The organism is Pirellulales bacterium (assembly GCA_035546535.1).
Lineage (GTDB): Bacteria > Planctomycetota > Planctomycetia > Pirellulales > JACPPG01 > JACPPG01.
The window spans coordinates 36,179-57,497 of sequence record DASZWQ010000050.1 but is presented as its reverse complement, the minus strand read 5'-3'; the positions used below and the strand labels follow the sequence as shown (position 1 = coordinate 57,497).

20 protein-coding genes are annotated in these 21,319 nt (G+C 63.6%); 5 read left to right on the top strand and 15 right to left on the bottom strand.

Features of this window, described 5'->3' with window-relative positions; all coding sequences use genetic code 11:
- Positions 1 to 16: 16 nt before the first annotated feature.
- The 4 genes from VHD36_06170 to VHD36_06155 form a co-directional block, all read right to left on the bottom strand.
- Positions 17 to 1,120 (bottom strand): aminotransferase class I/II-fold pyridoxal phosphate-dependent enzyme, encoded by a 1,104-nt coding sequence (locus VHD36_06170; protein HVU86886.1) that lies wholly within the window; start codon positions 1,118 to 1,120, stop codon positions 17 to 19.
- A gap of 308 nt (positions 1,121 to 1,428) precedes the next feature.
- Complete coding sequence (locus VHD36_06165; protein HVU86885.1) at positions 1,429 to 2,622, bottom strand: hypothetical protein; 1,194 nt, start codon at positions 2,620 to 2,622, stop codon at positions 1,429 to 1,431.
- Positions 2,619 to 3,434, bottom strand: a complete 816-nt coding sequence (locus VHD36_06160) for a hypothetical protein (GenBank protein HVU86884.1) — start codon at positions 3,432 to 3,434, stop codon at positions 2,619 to 2,621. The genes VHD36_06165 and VHD36_06160 overlap by 4 nt, the downstream gene beginning before the upstream one ends.
- A gap of 176 nt (positions 3,435 to 3,610) precedes the next feature.
- A complete protein-coding gene (locus tag VHD36_06155) occupies positions 3,611 to 4,738 on the bottom strand; it encodes a hypothetical protein (GenBank protein ID HVU86883.1) in 1,128 nt (375 codons plus the stop codon).
- Between the two features lie 282 nt (positions 4,739 to 5,020).
- Here VHD36_06155 and VHD36_06150 point away from each other — a divergent pair, with 282 nt between their 5' ends.
- Positions 5,021 to 5,983: a hypothetical protein gene (locus tag VHD36_06150; GenBank protein HVU86882.1), complete on the top strand. Its 963-nt coding sequence runs from the start codon at positions 5,021 to 5,023 to the stop codon at positions 5,981 to 5,983.
- 158 nt (positions 5,984 to 6,141) lie between these two features.
- On the opposite strand, the gene VHD36_06145 is transcribed toward VHD36_06150, so the two are convergent.
- Both VHD36_06145 and pdxA read right to left on the bottom strand, forming a co-directional pair.
- Positions 6,142 to 6,810, bottom strand: a complete 669-nt coding sequence (locus tag VHD36_06145) for a histidine phosphatase family protein (GenBank protein ID HVU86881.1) — start codon at positions 6,808 to 6,810, stop codon at positions 6,142 to 6,144.
- Between the two features lie 67 nt (positions 6,811 to 6,877).
- Positions 6,878 to 7,930 carry a 4-hydroxythreonine-4-phosphate dehydrogenase PdxA gene (gene pdxA / locus VHD36_06140; GenBank protein HVU86880.1) on the bottom strand — a complete coding sequence of 351 codons (1,053 nt, stop codon included), beginning with the start codon at positions 7,928 to 7,930 and terminating at the stop codon, positions 6,878 to 6,880.
- Between the two features lie 154 nt (positions 7,931 to 8,084).
- On the opposite strand from pdxA, the gene VHD36_06135 reads away from it, so the two are divergent.
- From VHD36_06135 to VHD36_06125, 3 genes are all read left to right on the top strand, one after another.
- Positions 8,085 to 8,783, top strand: coding sequence for an energy-coupling factor transporter transmembrane component T (locus tag VHD36_06135; protein ID HVU86879.1), 699 nt, complete (start codon positions 8,085 to 8,087; stop codon positions 8,781 to 8,783).
- Entirely contained in the window at positions 8,740 to 9,573 is an 834-nt protein-coding gene (locus VHD36_06130) for an ABC transporter ATP-binding protein (protein ID HVU86878.1), read from the top strand. Before VHD36_06135 ends, VHD36_06130 begins: the two co-directional genes overlap by 44 nt.
- Before the next feature lie 121 nt (positions 9,574 to 9,694).
- A complete protein-coding gene (locus tag VHD36_06125) occupies positions 9,695 to 10,258 on the top strand; it encodes a hypothetical protein (protein ID HVU86877.1) in 564 nt (187 codons plus the stop codon).
- Between the two features lie 77 nt (positions 10,259 to 10,335).
- Here VHD36_06125 and VHD36_06120 read toward each other — a convergent pair whose 3' ends face one another.
- Entirely contained in the window at positions 10,336 to 11,313 is a 978-nt protein-coding gene (locus VHD36_06120; protein HVU86876.1) for a ZIP family metal transporter, read from the bottom strand.
- Between the two features lie 297 nt (positions 11,314 to 11,610).
- Here VHD36_06120 and dtd point away from each other — a divergent pair, with 297 nt between their 5' ends.
- Entirely contained in the window at positions 11,611 to 12,051 is a 441-nt protein-coding gene (gene dtd / locus VHD36_06115; GenBank protein HVU86875.1) for a D-aminoacyl-tRNA deacylase, read from the top strand.
- Between the two features lie 128 nt (positions 12,052 to 12,179).
- On the opposite strand, the gene VHD36_06110 is transcribed toward dtd, so the two are convergent.
- The 8 genes from VHD36_06110 to VHD36_06075 all read right to left on the bottom strand — a co-directional run bounded on the left by VHD36_06110 (position 12,180) and on the right by VHD36_06075 (position 21,064).
- Entirely contained in the window at positions 12,180 to 12,881 is a 702-nt protein-coding gene (locus VHD36_06110; GenBank protein ID HVU86874.1) for a metal-dependent hydrolase, read from the bottom strand.
- An 876-nt stretch (positions 12,882 to 13,757) separates the two neighbouring features.
- A complete protein-coding gene (locus VHD36_06105; protein ID HVU86873.1) occupies positions 13,758 to 14,762 on the bottom strand; it encodes an acetyl-CoA carboxylase carboxyltransferase subunit alpha in 1,005 nt (334 codons plus the stop codon).
- Between the two features lie 172 nt (positions 14,763 to 14,934).
- Positions 14,935 to 15,816: a serine/threonine-protein kinase gene (locus VHD36_06100; protein HVU86872.1), complete on the bottom strand. Its 882-nt coding sequence runs from the start codon at positions 15,814 to 15,816 to the stop codon at positions 14,935 to 14,937.
- Between the two features lie 146 nt (positions 15,817 to 15,962).
- Positions 15,963 to 17,141 (bottom strand): glycosyltransferase family 4 protein, encoded by a 1,179-nt coding sequence (locus VHD36_06095; protein ID HVU86871.1) that lies wholly within the window; start codon positions 17,139 to 17,141, stop codon positions 15,963 to 15,965.
- A 152-nt stretch (positions 17,142 to 17,293) separates the two neighbouring features.
- Positions 17,294 to 18,064, bottom strand: coding sequence for a tRNA pseudouridine(38-40) synthase TruA (truA, locus tag VHD36_06090; GenBank protein HVU86870.1), 771 nt, complete (start codon positions 18,062 to 18,064; stop codon positions 17,294 to 17,296).
- A 56-nt stretch (positions 18,065 to 18,120) separates the two neighbouring features.
- Positions 18,121 to 19,155, bottom strand: a complete 1,035-nt coding sequence (locus VHD36_06085) for an aspartate-semialdehyde dehydrogenase (GenBank protein HVU86869.1) — start codon at positions 19,153 to 19,155, stop codon at positions 18,121 to 18,123.
- A 245-nt stretch (positions 19,156 to 19,400) separates the two neighbouring features.
- The gene (locus VHD36_06080) at positions 19,401 to 20,441 is read right to left on the bottom strand and encodes an HTTM domain-containing protein (GenBank protein ID HVU86868.1); all 1,041 of its coding nucleotides are present in this window, start codon (positions 20,439 to 20,441) and stop codon (positions 19,401 to 19,403) included.
- Positions 20,438 to 21,064 (bottom strand): hypothetical protein, encoded by a 627-nt coding sequence (locus tag VHD36_06075; protein ID HVU86867.1) that lies wholly within the window; start codon positions 21,062 to 21,064, stop codon positions 20,438 to 20,440. Before VHD36_06075 ends, VHD36_06080 begins: the two co-directional genes overlap by 4 nt.
- Positions 21,065 to 21,319: the final 255 nt, after the last annotated feature.

The following is a 21,319-nucleotide window of genomic DNA, read 5'->3' as shown; positions in this document are numbered from 1 at the left end:
TGCAATGGCGTACTCTTCACGCTATCGATCGAAGAATCTCCACGCCGCGGTCGATCGTCTCGTTGCTGGCCGCGTAAGAGATGCGGAAATGAGTATCGGCCCGGCTGAAAATCTTACCCGGGATGATCAATAGCTCGCGGGCGATGGCTCGTTCGACGAAGTCGCTCGCCGTGCCTTGCGGCACGCGCGGGAAGGCGTAGAAGGCGCCGCCGGGAGTCACGACTTCGTACTTGCCCGCCAAGCCGGCCACGAGCCGGTCGCGCTTGCGGCGATAGTCGGCGATGTGCGGCGTCATGTCGACGTCCAGGGCCGCGATGCCGGCCCATTGCACCGGCTGCGGCGCGCACACGAACGTGTATTGCTGCAGTTTGCCCATCTCTTGAATGATCTCGGCCGGCCCATGCGCAAAGCCCAGCCGCCAGCCGGTCATGGCGTAGGTCTTGCTGAACCCGTCGACGACGATCGTGCGATCGTTGTAGCGCGCCGGCGAAACGAACGGCGCGTCGTAGCAGAACCGCTCGTAGATTTCGTCGCTGATCAGCGCGATATCGCGCTCGGCCGCCAGCGCGGCGAGTGCGCGCACGTCGGCTTCGGTGGCCGTGACGCCCGTGGGGTTGGCCGGGCTGGCGAAAATAATGGCCTTCGTCCGCGGTGTGATCGCCGCCCGCAACTTGTCGAAATCGATGCGGAACGTCGGGTAAGTATCGACCAGCACGGGGCGCCCGCCGGCAAGTTCCACAAGCGCCGGATAGCTGACGAAGTAGGGATCGAAAACGATCACTTCGTCGCCGGGATTCACGAGCACTTGCAGAGCCAGCACCAGCCCGCCGCTGGTGCCGCTGGTCACCAAAGTCTTGCGATCGGCATGGCCGTATTGAGCGCTAACGCGAGCTTGCAGCTTCTCGACGAGCGCGCCGATGCCTTGCGTCGGTGAATAGCCATTCTTGCGCGAGCCGATGGCTTCGACGGCGGCCTGGCGAATCGGCTCGGGCACGTCGAAATCGGGCTGGCCGATCGACAGGTTGACCGGGCTTTTCATCTGCGCAGCCAGGTCGAATATCTTGCGTATACCCGAGCTATCGAGCGCTCGCATACGCTGCGCAATCCACGATCCGTGCATGGGTGGCCATCAAGCTCGCGGGGCAGGGCAGGGGAGGGGGACCGAACGACCTCGACATCATAACGCAGCGAGGGCATCAGGTCCGCAGGGGGCGAGGATCGCCGGGCCATGCAACCAGGCTCTTTTGTGGTGCGGCCGTCTCGGCTGCACTCCTGCTCGCCTGGACCAGGCGAGCGTTCAGAATCCGGCCATATCCGACTGCTTTGATAAGCGGAGCGTGGAGGAGGCAGGTGAGACGCCTGCACCACAAATCATGGATGCCGTGCGATTAGAGCAATCCGAGGAGACGTCGCGTTGACTGCGTCCCGCTACCGCACCACGCAGCGGAAACGCACCACGCCGCCGTCGCCGGGTTGGATCGGCTTGTCGATTTCCCAACGCAGCACCAGGGAATTGCCCGAGTTCGGCTCGACGCTGAAGGCCGCTTCCAGGCTCGATTGGGCACTGTCGGGCACGTATTCCAGCCGCGGCGAGAGATTGTCGAGGATCACGACGTTGCCCAGCACTTGGGTGCCGACATTGTCGAAGCGTACCGTGAAGTCGACCGGCTCGCCGCAGCAAGCGGTTTGGGTCGAAGCCACCTTGATCACGCGCAACTTCGGCTTCTTGAAGTCTTCGACCATGTACGTGGCCTGGGCCCGACGATCGCCTTCGACCACCTGTGCCGCGCGGTTGTCGATTACGACCTGCGCGCCTTGATCGGCAGTCCAGGTGATCGCCGCCTGCGCGGCCGTCGCCAGCCGCGCCTTCTCGTTGTTGGCGAACTCGCCCGTCCGCAAGACGGTGAAGTTTTCGTACGGCAGGAACGCGTCCTGGAAGGCGGTGATGATCTGGGCCTGGCCCAATACGCCTTCGCCCTGATAGGTGCGCGCCAGGCTCGGCACGCGCATGCCTGCCTGCCGCTCGGCCTGCACACGTTGCAAGCTCGAGGCAGGAATTAGGGTTTCGTCGTTCCGCGCGATGCGTATCGGGGTGTCGACGCCCAGCGGTGGCTGGGTTTGTTCGTTGCCCGCCAGGCGCGTCACGGTACGCACGGCGCCGAAGCACGGCGCGTAAACGTTGACCTTGTTCGAGGGTTCGACCAGCGTCCGGCCGTCCTCCGTGTCGTAATGCGCGACGGTGTCTTCCATCTCCAGGTTGTAGACCTGCCAATCAGGCGACACGAGCACCGGCGGCCCGTCGTCACCGCCGTCGCGGACATACTCATCCTCGGGCCACGGAAGCGCGATCCCGGGCGGAGCCCACGAACCCTGTACTTCGTAGGGGAGGGGAGTCGGGGCGAATCCCGGCATCATCGGCGCCATGACCGGAGCGACTTGGGCCACCGCCGGCATGCATTCTTCGCCGGCAGGGCAGGGGGGCGTCGCCGCCGCCGGCGCCAGGCCCGACGGATGCAAGGGCGCCCGGCACGAACAGAGGGCCAGCGACAGCATGGCCACGCTCGCCATGCGAACGCGCGCCGCACTTGCGCCGCCAACGAATTGCCGGTTGCCGCTCGTCATTTCTGTGGTTCTTGGTTCGCCGCGGCGAAACGGATCTGCGAGTTCTTGCTTGTTTTGCTTGATGCCGTGCGCGGCAGAGCTTCCGTCTTCTCGGCGCCCGCGGGCGGAGAGGCCGGCACCGGTTCGCCCATCGGCTTCAAAAGCGGCAGGCAACCGGGCAGCGGAATAAACGGAGGACAATGTCCCAGGAACTGCGAATCGGGCCCCGTGCGGCTATCCGGCACGCGTCCGCCCAAGCGCAGAATCGCCATCGGGCGCCCCAGGCGGTCGGCCATTTCCACGGGGTTCGATCCTGGTCCGGCGTCGAACCAGGCTTGTTCCTTGCAACAGCCGCCGGGACAAGCCGGTAGCACGTGCTCGGGGTCTTCGAGATAGATCACCCGCGTCACGTAGTTGCCTTCTAGCGCCAATTCGAGGTCCTCTTGCGTGATCTCGATCGGCACGGCAAACCGCATCACTTGACCCACCGGTGGATACAGCCGATCGATGACCTCGATCGTCGGATAGATTTCCTGCCCTTCGTGCTGCGGAATCCGCGTGACCCGCAAGCGATAGACCGGCGCGATCAGCATGCCGACGCGAACCGGCGTGGGAACCGAGGGTAAGAAGCTTCCGTCCACGGCCAGCGAGATCAAGGCCCCCTGGGGAGCCTTGATCTCAACCGGCTGGAAATATCCAGGCAATGGTCCTCCCCGCAGGAGTTGCCAACTGCCAATCGCTCCCGGAGGCTCGTTGCCTTGGTAGCGATAGTGCACGTTCTGATTCTGCGCGGCGAGTTGCGTACTTGCGACCAGACTCAGAACGACACTCATCGCTGCCATGCAAGCAACCCTCTCTCGGCCCGATCTGTGCGGAACGTCCGAGCTGCGGAGTTGATTGACCATAGCCGTGGATCTCGTGGATGACATCGAACAAACGACTTCTTTCCTTTGTCGCTTCCTCTCCCCGCGCGGGGAGAGGAAGCGGCTTTCGACTTCACTCATTCACGTCACGGGCTGGCACATTCCGCGTCGCATGCCACGGGGGCCGGCGGCGGAGGAATCGGGCCCGAGCCGATCAGCTGCATCTTCGTCGACAGCGGATGGCTATACAGAGCCGGTCCGGGTTTCACCTCTTCGGTGATATGGACGTGGCTGACAGGTTTCGGATACGTGAGGCCCGGCTTCTGCTTCACGTCGATCTTCATCTTCGCGACCGGACCCGGAATATCCATGAACGTGTGGTTCTTCATCACGTGCTTCTGCAAGCCGGCCGGCACGCCGAACGGAATGTGCGGCGGGCCCGGCAAACCGATCGGAGTGCCCGAGTACGGCAAGCCGTATTGCGGCGCCGTCATGCCCGAAACCAGCTCAGGCGGATTCTGGCTTCCCGGTCCGGCACCCATGCCACCCGGGCCGCACATGCCGCAAGGTGCACCGTCAGGACCGACACCGAAGGGTATTCCGCCGCCCGCGGCGTAGGCGTCTCCTCCGCCGGCGATTTGCAGGTCCTTGTTACCGATGCGGATGATCGACAGGATCGAGCCGCGGCGATCCGCTTCGACGATCGGGTCGACGCCCGGATCGAGTCGCGTGCTGACCAGGGTTTCTACACCAGCCAGCGCCAGTTCCTGGAACTCGGCATCCGGCAGATAGATCACCTTGGTGACGAAGTTGCCGCTGAGCACCTGGTCGAAGTCCTCATCCGTCAACTGGAACGGAATCGCGTTGTGCGCGAGGTACGCGTCGGTACGCGGCAAGGTCGGAGCCACTTCCAAGGTCGGATACAACTCGACGCCCGGGCGACCGGGGATCGACGTCAGCTTCAGCCGAAAGATCGCGCCTTGGGGGAAGTTGTAGCGGCCGGGCACGACCAGCGGTTCGGCATCGAAGGCGCCGGGGCCGCTAATGTCCCAAGTCACTTGCATGCCGTCGGGCCCGATGAATGCGATCTGCGAAGTCGCACCAGGGAACGGCATCACGGCTCCGCCGCCGGGAATCATCACGCCTGGCCCAGGGCCATCGACGCCGGGGCCGGGATGCATGATCTGCTCGGCCGGCGGCAAGTTATGACCCAGCGGTACGGCGCAACCGCCGGCCGCCAGAATCAAGCCAAAAACTACCATTTGATACTTCATCGTTTCCCCCCTTGGAAAACTCAGCGACGCGAGCGGCGCGCACGCGGCATTCTCGGCCGGCGCGGCAGCCCGTTGTTCGACGGTTTTGACGTGGACCGCGCGCAGCGGCCCCGCTTACAATGCGTCGCCTCGCGGGTAACAGCGCCAGGCAGATCCGGCGCCGGCGAAAGAATCGCCGACGGACTCTGCCGCGACGGCTACACCGCTTGCGCAACGCACCTCTGAGTGATATGGTCGGCCTTGCATAACCGGTTTCTTTGGCAAATCCGTTAAAACCCCACAATGAAGCACAGATTGCCCATTCTGCCGGCGATCGTATTGGGCATTGTGGGCGCAGTCGCCGCCGGGGTTTTTCTGGCCCGGCATCGCCACGGTGATGCTGCTGGCAATGCTGCCGCCCGTGGTGATGCTCCGGCTGCGACCGGCGCCGCGCTTCCCCCCTCGCACCGTGAGAATCTGGTTCCTGCTCCGCGCGCTGACGAGATCATCGGACAGGCGGCCCGCCAGTTGGCCAGCCACGACTCGGTCTCGGCCAAGATCAACTTGCACTCCGAACTGTTTGGCGAGTCGCTCACGGCGCTCGGCCAATACCTGCAAGGGCCCGCCGACACACGGAAGATGCGCTTGGAACTGAAGCTCAAGCTGGGCGAAAAGGTGTGCAGCTTGCAGCAGGTGAGCGACGGCGCGGGCGTTTGGACCCTGCAGACCACGATCAAGCAGTCGCGCCTGGGTCGGGTCGACTTGCCGCGGGCGTTGGCGGCGATGCAGCAATCGGGGTTTCGCGCCGGGATCGACGTCCTGGCCCTCGGTGGCTTGTCGGTACTGCTCGACAGTTTGAATCGGTCGTTCGAGTTTCAATCGATGCGCAGCGAAAAACTAGGGGTGACCCCGACCTATGTCGTGCTGGGCGTGTGGAAGCCAGAGGCGCTCGCGCGGCTGATGGCGGGCGAAGAGTCTGCCGGCGAGGCGGCCACGCCCCCTGAGCCTGCCGCCCTACCTGTGTATTTGCCGAACCAGATCGAGATCTACATCGGTCGCGATGACCTGTTTCCCTACCAGGTCGACTATCTGCGCGCGGCGGCCCCAGGGAAACGCCGCGACAGCGATCGATTGCTTGCGCGGATGAAACTGGTCGACGTACACTTCAACGCGCCGATCGACGCGGGCCAGTTCACGAATCCCGGCGGCAACACGATTCCGATCGACGATACCGAGGCCTACTTGCGGCGCGTCATCAAGCGCTAGCGTTCGCCAAAGACGCCAAAGGCGTCGAATACGGCGAGCGCGATTTTAGCCCGAAGCGCCAGCGAGGGTTTTGCGGCACCGTTCCCGATAGCCGCTTACGGAAGGCATGCTTATCGCCTGCGGCGAAAAGCATGGCACCCACCGCGCGAGTTTGCGCGCTACCACGTGCTCAAGTGGAACAGCGCATTGAAGGTCGTCACTTCAATCTCGCCACGCCGATAGCGCAACAGCGATATTCCGCACGTCGAGGGGGATAGCCGTCGCGCTTCGGCCAATGGCATGCCGATCAAATAAGCGACGCAAGCCCGGATCACGATGCGGTGCGTGACGATCGCCACGATCCCGCCCAGGTGCTGCTGCATTACCTGCTCCAGCGCCGGTAGCGCGCGCTGGCGAACGTCGGCGATGCTTTCCCCGCCACCATACCCGTGTACGTCAGGACGCGAAACGAACCGCTCGTACTCTTCGGGCTCGCGCTGTTTGATTTCGTCCCAGCTCAAACCTTCCCAGCGGCCCAGGTCCGCTTCGATCAGAGACTCGACCGCGACAGGGCTGAGGCCGTGGGCTTTGCCGGCGGCGGCAGCCGTCTGCTGCGCACGAACCATGGGGCTCGCGTAAACGGCGTCGACGCGCCGATCCGCCAGGAAACGACCGACATCCGCGGCCTGCCGGTGGCCAATTTCCGACAAAGGCGAGTCCATCGTCCGCCCTTGCATGATCACCGGATGCGCGGCGCTGGCTGCCGTCGCCCCATGACGGATTAAGTAGGCGTAGCAAGAGTCCGGGGCAGGGGAGGGGGGGCGCGATTCCGCGGCAGGCGTTGTCATCAGGTTTTCGGTGTCCGATGGGAAAGGAAATCCGTCATTGCGGCGAAGCGTAGCGCGTAGGTTGGTGTTACTTGAGTGGCGAAGCTTGTATCGATCGATAGCGCGCCAACTGGCAGGCGACGCGTACGGCCTCGGTCATGCTGCTGGTGCGCGCCCGGCCTTGCCAGGCGATGTCGAAAGCCGTGCCGTGCGCGACACTCGTGCGCACGATGGGGAGTCCCAGCGTGACGTTTACCGCCCGGTGCATCCCCAACAGCTTCAACGCAATGTGCCCCTGGTCGTGGTACATGGCGACGACGGCGTCGAACTCTCCATCGCGCGCGCGAGCCATGAGCGTATCGGCAGGGTAGGGGCCCGCCGCGTCGATGCCGAGACCGCGCGCTCGCGCGACCGCCGGTGCAATCAGCCGTGTCTCTTCATCGCCGAACAATCCTTCTTCGCCCGCGTGGGGGTTCAAGGCGCAGACACCCAATCGCGGCGGGCCGCCGGTCAGCGGGCGCATCGAAGCGTGCGCCAGCTCGATCTTGGCGAGGATCGCCTCTTCGTCGAGCGCCGCGATCGCATCGCGTAGCGCCGTGTGCAACGTCACATGGATCACTCCCAAGCCGTGCGGGCCGCGCACCTGCTCGTCGGGACCCAAGTAGAGCATCATCGCGAAATCGTTGACGCCGCACAGTTCGGCCAGCAATTCGGTGTGGCCCGGATAATGATGCCCGGCCTGCCACAGCGCGGCCTTGCTCAAAGGAGCGGTGACGATCGCGTCGATCTCGCCCGCGAGTGCCATCTTCGCTGCGGCGATCAGAGCGTCGTAAGCTGCCTGGCCGCCGCGCGCGTCGACCTTGCCGGCCGGCACGCTCGCGGCGTCAGTAGCGCACGCCGCCAGGCAGGGCGCCAGGGCCGGCGTGGCAGCGACCTCGTCGGGCGCGCGAACCTCGACCACTTTGACATTGCGGGCCACGAGCTTGCAGGCGCGTTCCAGCACCGCCGGACTGCCCACGACCACCGGTTGGCACCATTCGTGGATTTGGGGGACTGACCAGATGCCGGCAATCACCTCCGGCCCGATGCCGGCCGGATCGCCCATGGTCAGTGCAACAAGTGGCTTGCTCGCGCGCATCATGCGATTCTACTCGGCCCGGGCCAGGGCAAGAAGGTACGCGTTCGCCCTTCCGCTCGCGCGAAAGGCAGCTTGGCGTGGTACGATAAGCGGGACAAGTGGAGGCCGCAGCTTTCGTTGCTTCACGAGCGCCCCTCCCGCACGCTCCCGAATCGCCATGTTGCCCGATCGCATCGAACACGACACTCTGGATCAAGGGGGCGGCGCGCAGAGCCCGCTGCATCGTGTTTCGGCGCGCGCGAAGTTGCTGGGCGCCATGGCGCTCTTGATCGTGATCAGCGTGGCGCAACCGTGGATGTGGTCGGTCGCGCCGGGGGTTCCGCTGAGCGCAATTCATGCCGCGGCCGTCGTCGTCGTTGTTTGCCTGGTGTTACTCGCGCGTATCCCGGCACGCTACCTGCTCGCGCGGCTGCTCGTCTTTGCCGTGCCGCTGACACTAGTCGCGCTGTCGATCCCGCTGGCACAGGGCAGGGCAGGGGGGCCGGTCATGGCGGGCGTTCTTACCAAAGGATTGCTGTCGTTCACGGTGATTCTGTGTCTGGCTTACACGACTTCTTTCGAGCGGCTGTTGCAGGCCATGCGGCAGTGCGGCGCGCCGAAGCTGATGGTCGCCGTGCTCGCCTCGATGCATCGCTTCGTCTTCGTCTTGTCGCACGAGTTGGAACGTATGCGCCGCGCGCAGTACGCACGCACATTCAATTGTCCACGACGGCTGTCGCCCGTGACGGTTCGCAACGGCTCGCGGGCGGTGGGAATGTTGCTCGTACGCGCCAGCGACCGCGCCGAGCGCGTCCACGCCGCGATGATCGCTCGTGGCTTTGACGGCGAAATCCGCATGCTGGAAGAAGAAGCCTGAACTGCCCATGCCGCTCGTCGAAGTCGTCGATCTCGATTATCGCTATCCCGACGGTCTGCTGGCCCTGTCGCGCGTCAGCTTCGCGCTGGATGCGGGCGAGTGTGTTGCACTTGTCGGGCCAAACGGAGCCGGCAAATCGACGTTGCTCTGGCATTTGAATGGGCTCTTACCCGATCGCCTGCGCGATGGGCACCATCACCATCGCAATGGCGCGGCACACCACCATGCGCCCGCGGCCGTGCGTATCGAGGGTCTGGACGTGAATCACGCGCACCTACCGCAAATCCGCCGCGCGGTGGGGCTCTTGTTTCAGGATCCCGACGATCAGTTGTTCGGCACCACCGTGCGCGAGGATGTGGCGTTCGGCCCCTTGAATCTGGGATTGGCGGCCGAGGAAGTACGCCGCCGCGTGGACGAAGCGCTCGCCGTGGTAGGCCTTTCCGCGCTCGCCGATCGCGTGCCGCACCATTTGAGCATGGGGGAACGGAAGCGCGCCTGCCTGGCGGGGATCATCGCCTGCGAGCCGAAGTTGCTCGCGCTGGACGAGCCAACGGCGAACCTCGATCCGCGCGCCCGGCGACAGTTGATGCGCTTGCTCGGCGAGCTGAGCTGCGCCAAGCTGATCGCCAGCCACGACCTGGAAATGATTCTCGATATTTGTCCACGCGTGATCCTGCTCGACGAAGGGCGCGTTTGTGCCGATGGGCCGACAGCGGAAATCCTGCGCGACGAGGCATTGCTCGAGGCGCACGGACTGGAACTGCCGCCGCGGTTGCGGGAACGCGCGTGAAGGGTGCCTTCTTGCGGACGCCGCAGGCTAGCAAAACGCGTCATGGCAGCCCGGTCGTGCAGGGCAGCTCTTTCGATTAAAATGAGCCCTTTGCACGTCACAACTGGGGAGTTTCGCGGCGTTGAATAAGATCTTTCGGGTGCTGGCTGCTTTTGCCGTCACGTTTGTCGTGGCGACATTGTTACTCGGGCTGTCGCTGCGCGGGTACGACATTCGCGATGTGCAAGATTCGGCCGGTCAGCGGTGGGCCACTGTCCATCGGCTTTCCGGCGTTGCTGCGGCGCTCGCGGTGGTGCTGGTCAACAGCATCGTGGTGACCTATTTCGTCGGCACCAGCCGCTGGTGCAAGGAAGTTGCCGAGACTTATCAATTGCCTCCGACGTTCGTCGCGCGCTCAAACGCCATCAAACGACGCACTTTTCCCCTGTGCGTGGCCAATATGTTGATCGTCGTGGGTATCGTGGCCCTCGGCGGCGCCGGTGACCCGGCCGGCACGTTTCGCGGTACGCCGCCGCCGGGGCTGACCTGGACCAACGTGCACTTCATGAGCGCGGTCTTGGGTATCTGCTTCATCGCCTGGGCGTCGTTCGCACAATACCACAACATCGTGGCCAACCACGCCGTCATCACCGACGTGATGAGCGAAGTCGGACGCATCCGCGCCGAACGCGGTCTGCCCGCATAGATCGCACGGCCTACCGGCCTAACGACACGGCGTACTGGCCGGATCAATCGCCGCGCCGCGAACCGCACCCACGCCCCTTACTCGTGGACGTGCTCGTGATGGTCGATATGCTCGACGGCCGGTCCATGATCGTGTTCGGGTTCATGACCATGATCGTGTGTGGATGATTCCACGATCACCATTCCGGCGGCGAGCGCCAACCCAAGCAGCAGCGCCGCCGAGAGCTTCACGCGATCGTGCGCGTGAAATTGCAACTCGGGCAACAGATCGCTCGTGGCGATGCACAGGAACGTGCCCGCCGAGAAAGCCAGCGCCGCGCCCAGGATCGGCTGGTCCGGGCCGAGAGCATGCTGGGCGCCGAACAGAAACAGCACCGCGCCCAGCGGCACCGCGAGTGCAAAGAGAAAATTCGCCACGTGCCGCGCGCGACCCGTTGCATGGCTGACGGTCATCAGCGTGCTCAGCGCCAGCGAGTCGAAGGGAATGTGCAACCAGATCACGAGAAATACCGCGAGGCCTGCGAAGACGGGGCCCGGACCCTCGTGCTCGGTTTCGGCCGCGACACTGGCGGCCAGCGCCATGCCATCGGCCGCGCTGTGCAAGGCGAGACCCACCAGAGCGCCTTGCCAGGCCCGATTCTGTGACCGGCCGGGCGCATGAGCGTGCCCGTGATGATGCGCGTGGGCATGATCGGTAGTGTGATCGTGGTCGTGCTCGATTTCATCGCCGCCAGCGCGCGCAGAACCGTCGGGCGCGTCATGATGATGGAAATGAAAGACGCGTTCGATGAAGAACATCGTCAAAAAGCCGCCCAGCATCCACCACACACAGGGATAGATATCGTGCAACTCGAAATAAGCGTGTGGCAGCAGGTGCAAAATGCCGACGCCCAGCATCACGCCGCCGATGAAGCTCATGGCCAGTTGCATGCCGGTGTGCGTCAAGCGCAACAACATCGGCAGCCAGCCACCAAGAAGCGCGGCCCCGGCGATCAGCAAGCAATAAATCGTCAGTAGCGCGGTCTGCGGCAACGTATTCTCCTGCGGGCTCGCCATGAACAAGGCGCAAACGCCGAGTATGGCACTGCGGGCCAACTTCGGCAAGCCGCGCCGCGACGCGGTAGTGGGCGTTTAGCGTGTGATGTATTGGCCGAGCAAAAGCTTTCCGTCTCCCTTCGGGAGAGGGAGTTCGCGGCGCGCGAGTTAGCAGCAACCACTTACCCTCGGTGCGGTTGCCGGGCGCCGTGGCGTGTTTTATCGTGGCACACACCCGTTAGCGCCGGCAAACGCGGCCAGAAGTGCCCTTTTTCGGAATTCGACAAACCCCCGCCAGCCAGAAAGCGAACGAGCGCCATGCGTGCCTGTGTGCAACGAGTTTCGTCCGCCGAGGTCGTCGTGGCCGGAGAGGTCGTGGGCCAGATTTCTGCCGGCCTGCTGGTGCTCTTAGGAGTGGCCGCCGGCGATGACCAGAGTGACGTACGCGCGCTGGCCGACAAGATTGTCGGGCTGCGGGTGTTCAACGACACGGCGGGAAAGATGAACCTGGCGCTGGCCGACGTCGGCGGCGCGATGCTCGTCGTCAGCCAATTCACGCTCTTGGGCGATTGCAGTCACGGTCGCCGGCCCAGCTTCACGGGCGCTGCGCCGCCGGAGGTCGCCGAACGCTTGTACGAAGCCTTCGTCGCGCGCGTGCGCGAGCAGGGCATTACGGTGGCGACCGGAAAGTTCCGCCAGCACATGGACGTGACCCTGACGAACGACGGTCCGGTGACGCTGCTTGTTGAGAGCCGGTGATTACGCGGAGCGGCATCGTCGTGCCAGCACGCGTCGAAACAAGACGGCGACGATGCCAAGAGGGTAGGGGAGGGCAGGGGAGCATGGGCTATGTGCCAAGGGACGCGCACCCTGCCCCTCTGTTGTCGCTAGCGATTGAGATGCTGCATCAAGGAGGACGCGATCTCGTGCGCTTCTTGCGCGGCGGCAGACTCGTTCGACCAGATCGGGTCGTTGAACACCACGACGGTCGTGGCCAGCATCAGCACGTACGTCAGGGCGTTGGACCACATGCACGGTCCCCAGAACTTGAACGCCGTGCCGAACGTGTACTTAAGATGCGGGCGCAATCCTTTCCACTCGATACTCCATATCTCGTCGAGGATCAGGTGCGAGAGGAAACCCAACATCACGGCGCCGGCTTCGAAGAAACGCACCGGTAGCCCGCCCGAGGAACAAAGCAGGAATGCCAGCTCGCTGAATATGAGGGCCGTGGGCAAGCTGTGGAACATGCCGCGATGCACGCTGTAATGGCGCAATATCCAAGCCACGCCAAAGCGGATCGCCAAGTAGATCAATCCGCCGGTGAGCACCATGGCGTCGTTCGACATGCCCATGTGCTTGAAGCGGTCGATCAACAGCATCGGCACGACCGCGGCGCCAAAGGTCACGCTCTCGCGTAGCGGGCGGCCTGGTCCGCTATCGAAATCGGGAAACATGCCGGAAACCGCGCACAGCCCTGCCGCCAGGACGCTGGTTTCCAGCGGCTGGTGATACACGGCGAAGGCGGTGCCGCCGTAGGCAATACCGAGGGTCGTGCTCGCCGAGATATGAATCTTGAAGCCGGGCATGTCCTGCATCCCTCCTTGGAGCGTCACGGCCGCGCGGAGTTTGGGCCAAGCGAGGCGGAACTCTAGCGAAGAAGCGAAGCCGCGCAAAGGGCGACTTTCCGTGTCGACCTGCTAGCGTCGTGACGGAAGCGCCCGTTTGTCCGGTAGCGGCATCACGAAGCTGGCCCAGCACGCGGCGATTCCTCTCGAGGTGGGGTTGGCGCGATTGTGACGGGCACGCACCCCGTGGCCTTGTTGGCGTTTTGAGTCGCACGTGGCTTCATCGAGCGAGTCAGCCCCCTGCCGCGGCGCCGCTTTTTTGGGTGCGCAGATCGTTGGCAGACGACGGATCAACCCTGCTCGCGCCGTGCTCTCGCGTTCATCGCCGCGATGAATTTCGACCGTCAATTTCTGACCAGTTACCGGTGCCGCGGCAGGGGGCCGGTGGCGGTTTTTTTCATAGTCCAAAATCGATCTCATGGATTTGCTGACAAGCCACCGAGCCTGGGCATCCGACGTCCAAATCGAAGGGCGCGTGGAAGGGGCGGCGAAGCGCAGAACCCACGATTTCCCGGGAAATCCAGCATCAACAACCGAACATAAGAAACATTATCGGACGTTGGGCTATCGGCCGAAACTGGGGCTCCTGCCGCCCTCGGCGGGTCAGAAATCGAGAAATCATCGCTGACCACTTTGGGCACCTGGGAATGAGTTCGGACTCATGGATCGACCTCGGCGCGTGTCTAACGAGGCGGTGGCGAGGCGCGAAAAAATCGCCCGCCAAAAATAATCCGATCGCGCTGCGCTAAAACCCGGCAGCGGAATTCCGTGAGCGAAAAAATCTGAATTTCGGCGCCGCCGGGCAAAAGGGATTTTCGCCGCCCATCGGCAGGGCGGTCAGGCCGGTTGATGAAAGATTCCGGCAGGGGCCGGATCCCCGCGGTGCTCGAGATACATCCCCATCCGCCGGTATTTCTCATACCGGCCTTCGATGATCTGCTCGGGGGATTTTTGGATCAGCTCGCGCAGGGCCTTCACCAGGTACAGTTTCAGCCGGCCGGCGATCTGGTGGTGGTCCCGGTGGGCGCCGCCGATCGGTTCTTCGATCACGTCGTCGACGGCGCCCAAGCGGAGCAGGTCTTTCGACGTCAGCCGCAGGGCCTGGGCTGCTTGTTTGGAGTAAGCGGCGTCCTTCCAGAGGATGCCGGCGCATCCTTCGGGGCTGATCACCGAGTAGTAGGCAAACTCGAGGATCGCGATCTTGTCGCCGACCCCGATGCCGATCGCGCCGCCGGACCCGCCTTCGCCAATGACGACCGAGATCACGGGGCACGACAGACGCGACATTTCGAAAATCGCATCAGCGATCACCTGGGCCTGGCCGCGCTCCTCGGCGCCGATGCCAGGATAAGCCCCCGGCGTGTCGATCAGCGTGATGATCGGCAGCCCGAACTTGGCGGCGAATTTCATCTTTGCGATGGCTTTGCGATAGCCCTCGGGATGGGCGCAGCCGTAATTGCAGGCGATCCGTTCCTTCAGGTCTTTGCCTTTTTGGTGGCCGATCACCATGACCTTGTATTCGTCGAGCTTGGCCATGCCGGTGCGAATGGCCCGGTCGTCGCCGAACGAGCGATCGCCGTGCAGCTCGACGAAATCGTCGAACACCAGCTCGATGTAATCGGTCGTCATCGGCCGCTGCGGATGCCGCGCCACTTGCACGATCTGCCAGGGCTCGAGCTGGCTGTAGATCTTTTTCATCAGGTCGGTGCGCTCGCGCCGCAGCCGACGAATTTCGTCGCGCGTGGCCAGGCTGTCGTCGGCCGTGCTTTCCAGCTTGGCCAGCCGGGCTTCGAGATCGTAGATCGGCTGCTCGAAGGCCAACTGCTGCAGTGGTATTGCCATGATGAAAACTCGAAGCGTTTGTTTGCTCGCCTGCTGCTGACGCGCGCCCCCTCCCCTGCCCTGACACGCGTCGCGACGACAAGCCGTTGCCTTAGGCCTGCCAAAGACCCACCGGCCGGCCAATCCCGCAAGGGCCGAACGCACCGTACATTACACCGAATCGGTGAATCGGTTAAGACGCGTTTTCCTCGGCCGGAGCGCTGGCTGGTGGGTCGGGCATGCGCTTGAACATCGAAATACCGCGGAATTCGCTGAGAAACTTTGCCATCGAGTCGGGCCGCCCTTTCGGATCCTTGGCCATCGTCGAGCGGATGAGCGCGCCGAACTCCGATGTTATGTTGCGATCGAACGCCTCGAGCACGGGGACCGCGGCGCGCAGGTGCTTGTTGAGCAATTCGTTGGAATTCGCGCCCGTATAAGGTGCCCGGCCGGCCACCAGGTGAAAGATCGTGCAGCCAAAACTGTAGATGTCGGCCCGCTCGTCCAAAGGCTCGCCGCGGATCTGCTCGGGCGACATGTAGCTGCGCGTCCCTTGCACTTTGCCGCGTCCAAACAGCCTGGCGAGTACCCCCTTCTTGCGCTGCGCGAGCGCAAAGTCGATCAGCTTCACTTCGCCGTTTTGAATGATCAGGAAGTTGTCTGGCTTGATGTCGCGGTGAATCCAGCCTTGCTGATTGAAATACGCCAGGCCTTCGGCCGCGCCGTCGATAATCCGCGGCATCATGAAGGCCACTTGTTGCCGCACCTGCAGGATGATTTCCTTCATGTTCGGCGCGGGAAAGTACTCCATCACCAGGTACGGAAGGCCGTGATCCGTGGCGTACTCGAAGACCTTGATGACGCGCGGATGGTCGAGCGTCTTGCCGACCACGGCTTCCTGCTTGAGGTAGCCAAGATGCTCCCGGTCCTTGCGATAGTCGGAGAGCAGTAGCTTGATCGCCAGTCGCCGCTTGTCACGGTCGTCCATGACCGCCCATACCTGGCTGGTCTGGCCTGTCTTGACGATGTTCAGCAGACGGTAAGGACCGACGTTTCCTTGACTTGCCAGTGCCACGATCGCGGTGCTACTCCTACCGGCGCCCCTTCTGGGGCGTTAGCGAGAAATGGCCAACGGCGCGCCGCCGGTCGGCGCGAGCCATCGGTTCAATTTTAGTCCGACCGTCCGGCGGCGACAAATCGCTCGATCGGGACGAGGAGTGATCACGAAGAATGCTCCGCCGACCGCTCGGCGAGCAAACGCTCGTACAACGCGCGAATCTGGCGGGTCATATTCTGGTGACGGAATTGCTCCGCGAAACGGCGTCGCCCTTCGAGCCCGAACGTCTCACGCAAATCCGGTTTCGCGATCAGTTCTTCGATCGCCGCGGTCATCGGTTCGACCGTACACGGCGGAATCAGGTAGCCCGTGATGCGCGGTAGCACCACTTCGCGCGCTCCGTCGACGTCGTAGCTCACGACCGGCTTGCCCGCGATCAATGCTTGCGGCAGGACGCGCGCCAGTCCTTCGCGCAAGCTGGCATGAACGACAACGTCCATGGCGCCGAGATAATCGGCGATGTGTGTTGGTGGTATGAGGCCGACGAAGCGCACGTGACCGGCCAGCCCGGCTTCTGCCACCTGCCGTTCAAGCTGCCCGCGCAGGATGCCGTCGCCCACGAACAGGAGCCGGGCCTGCGGATGCCGTACGACGATCTCGCGCGCCGCGGCGATTACATATTCATGCCCCTTGAGATGAAACAGCCGCGCGATCTTGCCGATTACCACGTGCTCGGGCTTGTACCCTAATTCAGCACGCAACGTGTCGCGATGTTCATTGGCGCGCAAGAACGGCTCGACTTCCATACCGCTGTAAATGGTGGTGAATTTGTCGCGTGGCGCCACGCCCGCGCCCACGAGTTGATCCGTCATGGCGTCGGCCACGCTAATGAGAGCCGTCGAGCGGCGCGCGGCGAACTGTTCGCAGGCGCGAAAGAATTGCCGCGCCGTCGCTGATTGATAAGCGTGAAACGGCGCGCCGTGTACCGTGTGTACGATCACCGGAACACCCGTCGCCGCAGCGGCCATCCGTCCCAGCATGCCTCCCTTCGCGCTGTGGGTATGCACCACTTCGGGGTGAAAGCGACGTAGCACGTTCTTCAGGGCGGCATAGGCGCGCCAATCGCGGGTCGGGTGGATCGATCGACGCAGGGAATCGATGATCTCGACGGGCACCCCGTTGGACCGGGCCCGATCGAGCAGGCTCCCCTCGGGGCCCAGCGGCGGTCCGGTCACGAGCAGCACGTCGTCGCCGTAGTCGCGGATCAAATCCTCGCAGTTCAGAAGTGTGTTTTCCTGCGCGCCGCCGAGGATCAGCCGGGTAATGATGTGCGCGACGCGCATGGGGTATTTACAGGATTGACCGAGAAAGCGTAATACGCTGCGTAGACCTATGCAGTGGGTGTCCCTGGTGGCTCGTCGACCAGTGCGGAATTTCGCGTCAGCGCTGGCAGGGAAATTGTCAGTGGCACAAAGACCGCCGCATCACGTTTAGTCTACTCTGTCGGACCTTCCGCGGATGGGTAATCAACGCGCACCAGAAACAATCCGTGCGCGGGCGCGGTCATGCCCGCAGCGCTGCGGGCGCCGGCCGCGATTACCTCGGCCGGCCAGCCCTCGGGCCTTACGCCGCGCCCTACTTCGACCAGCGTGCCCACCATCGCGCGGACCATGTTGTACAAAAACCCGTTGCCTGAGAATTCGCACGCCAGCAGATGCGTTCGCTCCCCCCTGCCCCGCTCGACGGTCGCTTCGTAAATCGTGCGGACACTCGACGAGCGCTGCGGCCAGCGCGACTCGAAACTGCGAAAATCGTGCGTGCCGACGAACGCTTGTGCCGCGCGCGACATCCGGCCGGCATCGAGCGGCTGCCTGTATTGCCAGGCAACGCGGCGACGAAAAACGTCGGCCACTGGCCCGTCATGAATCAAATAACGGTATCGCTTGCGGATGCAGTCACGGCGCGCGTGAAAGCCATCGGCGGCCGGTCGCACCGCGAGGGCCGCGATGTCGCGCGGCAGCTCGGCGTTGAGCGCATTGCACAGCGTCTCGCACGAAAGCGCCGTGCTGCTGTGAAAGCTCACGACCTGGCCGAGCGCGTGAACGCCGGCATCGGTACGGCCGCTGGCCGCGGCGCGGATCGTCTCGCCCGTGACCTTGTGCAGCGCGGTTTCCAAGGCGGCCTGAATAGTCGGCTTGCCGGGCTGCAACTGCCAGCCGGCGTAGGCGGTGCCGTCGTAGGCCAGGGTGAGCTTGAAGGTGCGCATGGCCAACAGACGGTCGCGGCGCCGTGCTCTGCCGCGCTGCGCCCCCCTGCCCTCCCCTACCTTGCCGCCTGGGCCGCACCTTGTGCTGTGCGCGCGTTGGCCAAGAGCTCGGCAATTTGCACGGCGTTCGTGGCCGCGCCTTTGCGCAGGTTGTCGCTGACGCACCAGAAAGCGATGCCGCCGCTGCCGCTGATATCCTGACGGATGCGGCCGATGAACACCTCGTCACGGCCATCGCATGTCAGCGGCATCGGATATTGCTTGGCGGGCAAGTCGTCGACGACGACGATCCCCGGCGCCGCGGCAAACAGCTCGCGCGCTTCCTCGACGCTTAGCGGTCGCTCGGTTTCGACCAGAATGCTTTCGCTGTGGCAGTTGCTGACCGGCACGCGAACGCAGGTCGGACAGACCTGAATCGATTCGTCGCCGAGGATCTTCCGCGTCTCGTACACCATCTTCATCTCTTCCGAGGTGTAGCCCGCGTGCTTTTGCGAGCCGATCTGCGGAATCAGGTTGAAGGCGATATCGTGCGCGAATGTCTCGTTCGCGTGCGTCTCGTTGTTCAACTTCTTGCGAGTGCCATTTTCGAGGTCACGCTGCCCGGCCACCCCCGCCCCGCTCGTCGCCTGGTAGGTGCTGACGACCACGCGGCGCACCTTGGCTGCGTCGTGCAACGGCTTGAGCGCCACGACCAACTGCGTGGTCGAGCAATTGGGGCTGGCGATGATTCCCCGGTGCTTGAAGGCGTCGGCCGGATTCACTTCAGGAATTACCAGCGGCACCTTGGGATCCATGCGCCAGTAACCGCTTTCGTCGACCACGACCGTGCCGCGCTCGACCGCCCAGGGAGCGAAATCGCGGGCCGTCTCGTCCGGCGTGCTGCCGATGGCCAGATCGACGCCGACAAACGAATCGGGCGTCAGCTCTTCGACCGTGTGTTCCTGGCCGCGGAACATGATCTTCGCACCGGCCGATCGCTTCGAGGCGAGAAACTTGATCCGCTCGAGCGGGAAATTCCGCTCCTCCAGCAGCTCGCGAATGATCCTGCCCACGGCTCCCGTGGCGCCGACAATTGCTACGACATCGAACACGAAAAATCTCCCCGGAAAATGAAAGCTGTCGTGACGCCGTATGCGTCTCGGATGACCATCGAGGTTGCGTCGGCCGGGCGGCAAAGGATGCGGTCGGCCGGAAATCCTGGTCGGTGGCTAGTTCGTGCCAGTATAAGCCCGCTCGTGCAGACAACGGAAGGTGCTGCCAGGTTCTGGCATTTCCGGCAGCATTTTCGAACGCTTTGCCCCCCTGCCCCGCCCCGCGGCCAAGGACCAGTATTCTCTCAGGCGAGTTTCGAGGCGCGGGCTGCCGGCGGACGTCGCCGCTGTTGTTGTCCTCGGGCCGGGGGCTGCGGCGCGGCGGTTTTGGTCGCTCCCCCCCTGCCCTGCTCACTTTTGTCGCGCTCGATCAGCTTCCGCACCAGGCTCGGCGAAACGAACGACAGGCAGCCGAACAGCATGACCAAACCAAAAGTAATCATGCCCATGCCCAGCGCGATTCCCATGTGTAGCGGAACGGCCAAGGCCAGGATAAGTGGTCGCAGCTTGGGCACCCACACCAGCACGCAAAACGACAATTCCCAGTAGACCGTGATGCTTGTCAGCAGCGCCACCAGGACCGGCCAGTTGGCCAGCCAGATCAGGTCCCAGGACTGGTATTCCAGATTCGCCACGGCGCCCCAGAAGGCGTCGCCGCGCCACCAGTGATCGCCCTGCAGTTTCGAGAGGCCGGCGAAAAAGTAGATTACGCACATGTGCAGTTGGATCAATCGAATCGCCAGGTTCGCCGAAACCATGGGGGGCACGGGCGGAGCTTCGGCCCTCTCGCGATCGGCCAGCCAGCGATCGACCGAATAACGCGCGCCGCATGGACCGAGCATTAAGTAGGTCACGAGCATCACGTTGATCTGATCAAGCCCGAACTGAGCACCCGGCACGCGATTGACGTACGACACGGCGGCCAGAAACGAAACGACCGCGGACACGCGGCTGAAGAGCCCAATCGTCAGCATCGCAAAAGCAACGAGTGCCGCGATGTGGACGACCCACAGCGTGGTTGAATCTTGGATCCACCAGAAGTAGCTCCACGTACACGGGTGCAACTGCGAAATGCTGGCCGCCTCGGCCGAGATCCAGCCGTCGGGCAAAAAGAAATCCTCGAGCCCGATCGACCACACCAGGTGCGTATACAGCAGCATGCCGCCGGCCAGCATACGAATCAACGACAGCGTTGCCGGATCGCTGGGCGTGAACCAGAAGCGGTTCCACCCTTCGACCAGCCACACCGCGAGATCGCGCAGATAATTCGTTACCGCCCGGATCATGGCATCCTCACGTAGCTGCCCAGTTTTCGTTCGCGGTACAGGCTGGGATCCTTGAGCGTCATTCCTTTAGCCACTTGCTCGGGCTCGGGTATCAAGTGCTCCTGCAACCACAGCGTGACCCGGCGCGCGTCGTACTTCGCCAGCAAGTGGTCGGCGTAGCTGCGGGCGTATTGCTGTTGCCCAGACGCCAGCGGAAGCTGCGCCCACTCGGTCGTGGGAGGGATATTCGGATCCGGCGGGGCGAGGTTAACGAACTCACTGAGCATGAAGTGGCGGTGATAGAACAGTCGTGGCCACTCCTCGTCGAGATTGGGAAACACTCCGGTGCGATGCGAATCGTCGGCGAATTCCAGGTCGTACCGCACGAGGTGGCTTGGACCGGGGTCGGGAGCGAAGAACTTGTAGCTGTGCCCCATATAGGCAGCACCCAGATAGGGACCGAAAATCGGCAGAGCGACCTCACCCAATACGGTCGGCGGTCGCATGAAGGGGCCGACGAGCACCGCCGTCAGGTGCCAGACGAGAAGAGCGCTGACGGCCAGCTTCGCCCACAGGCTCCACGGTTTACCGGCAGTCGCCGCCGGTTGCTCCGGCGGTTCGGAATTCATTACGACGGTGGCCATCCGATTTCCGTGGTCTGCAGTAGGTGGCTTTTCCGAGCGGCCGCCCGCCTGTCGTCGGCGGCGCAGACGGTCCGATGCTTCTCTTCCGATATCGGAGCCGCTTCGACTGTGCAAGCAGCGATTCGACGCCGCACGCTACGCCCCCGTCAAACGACAAACCCTCGCACGGGAACGTATCCCGTGCGAGGGCTGATTGTTGCGTCGATTGTTTGGTCCGATTTCTCCCGGCCGCAGGGCCGGCGTCTTCGGCAAACT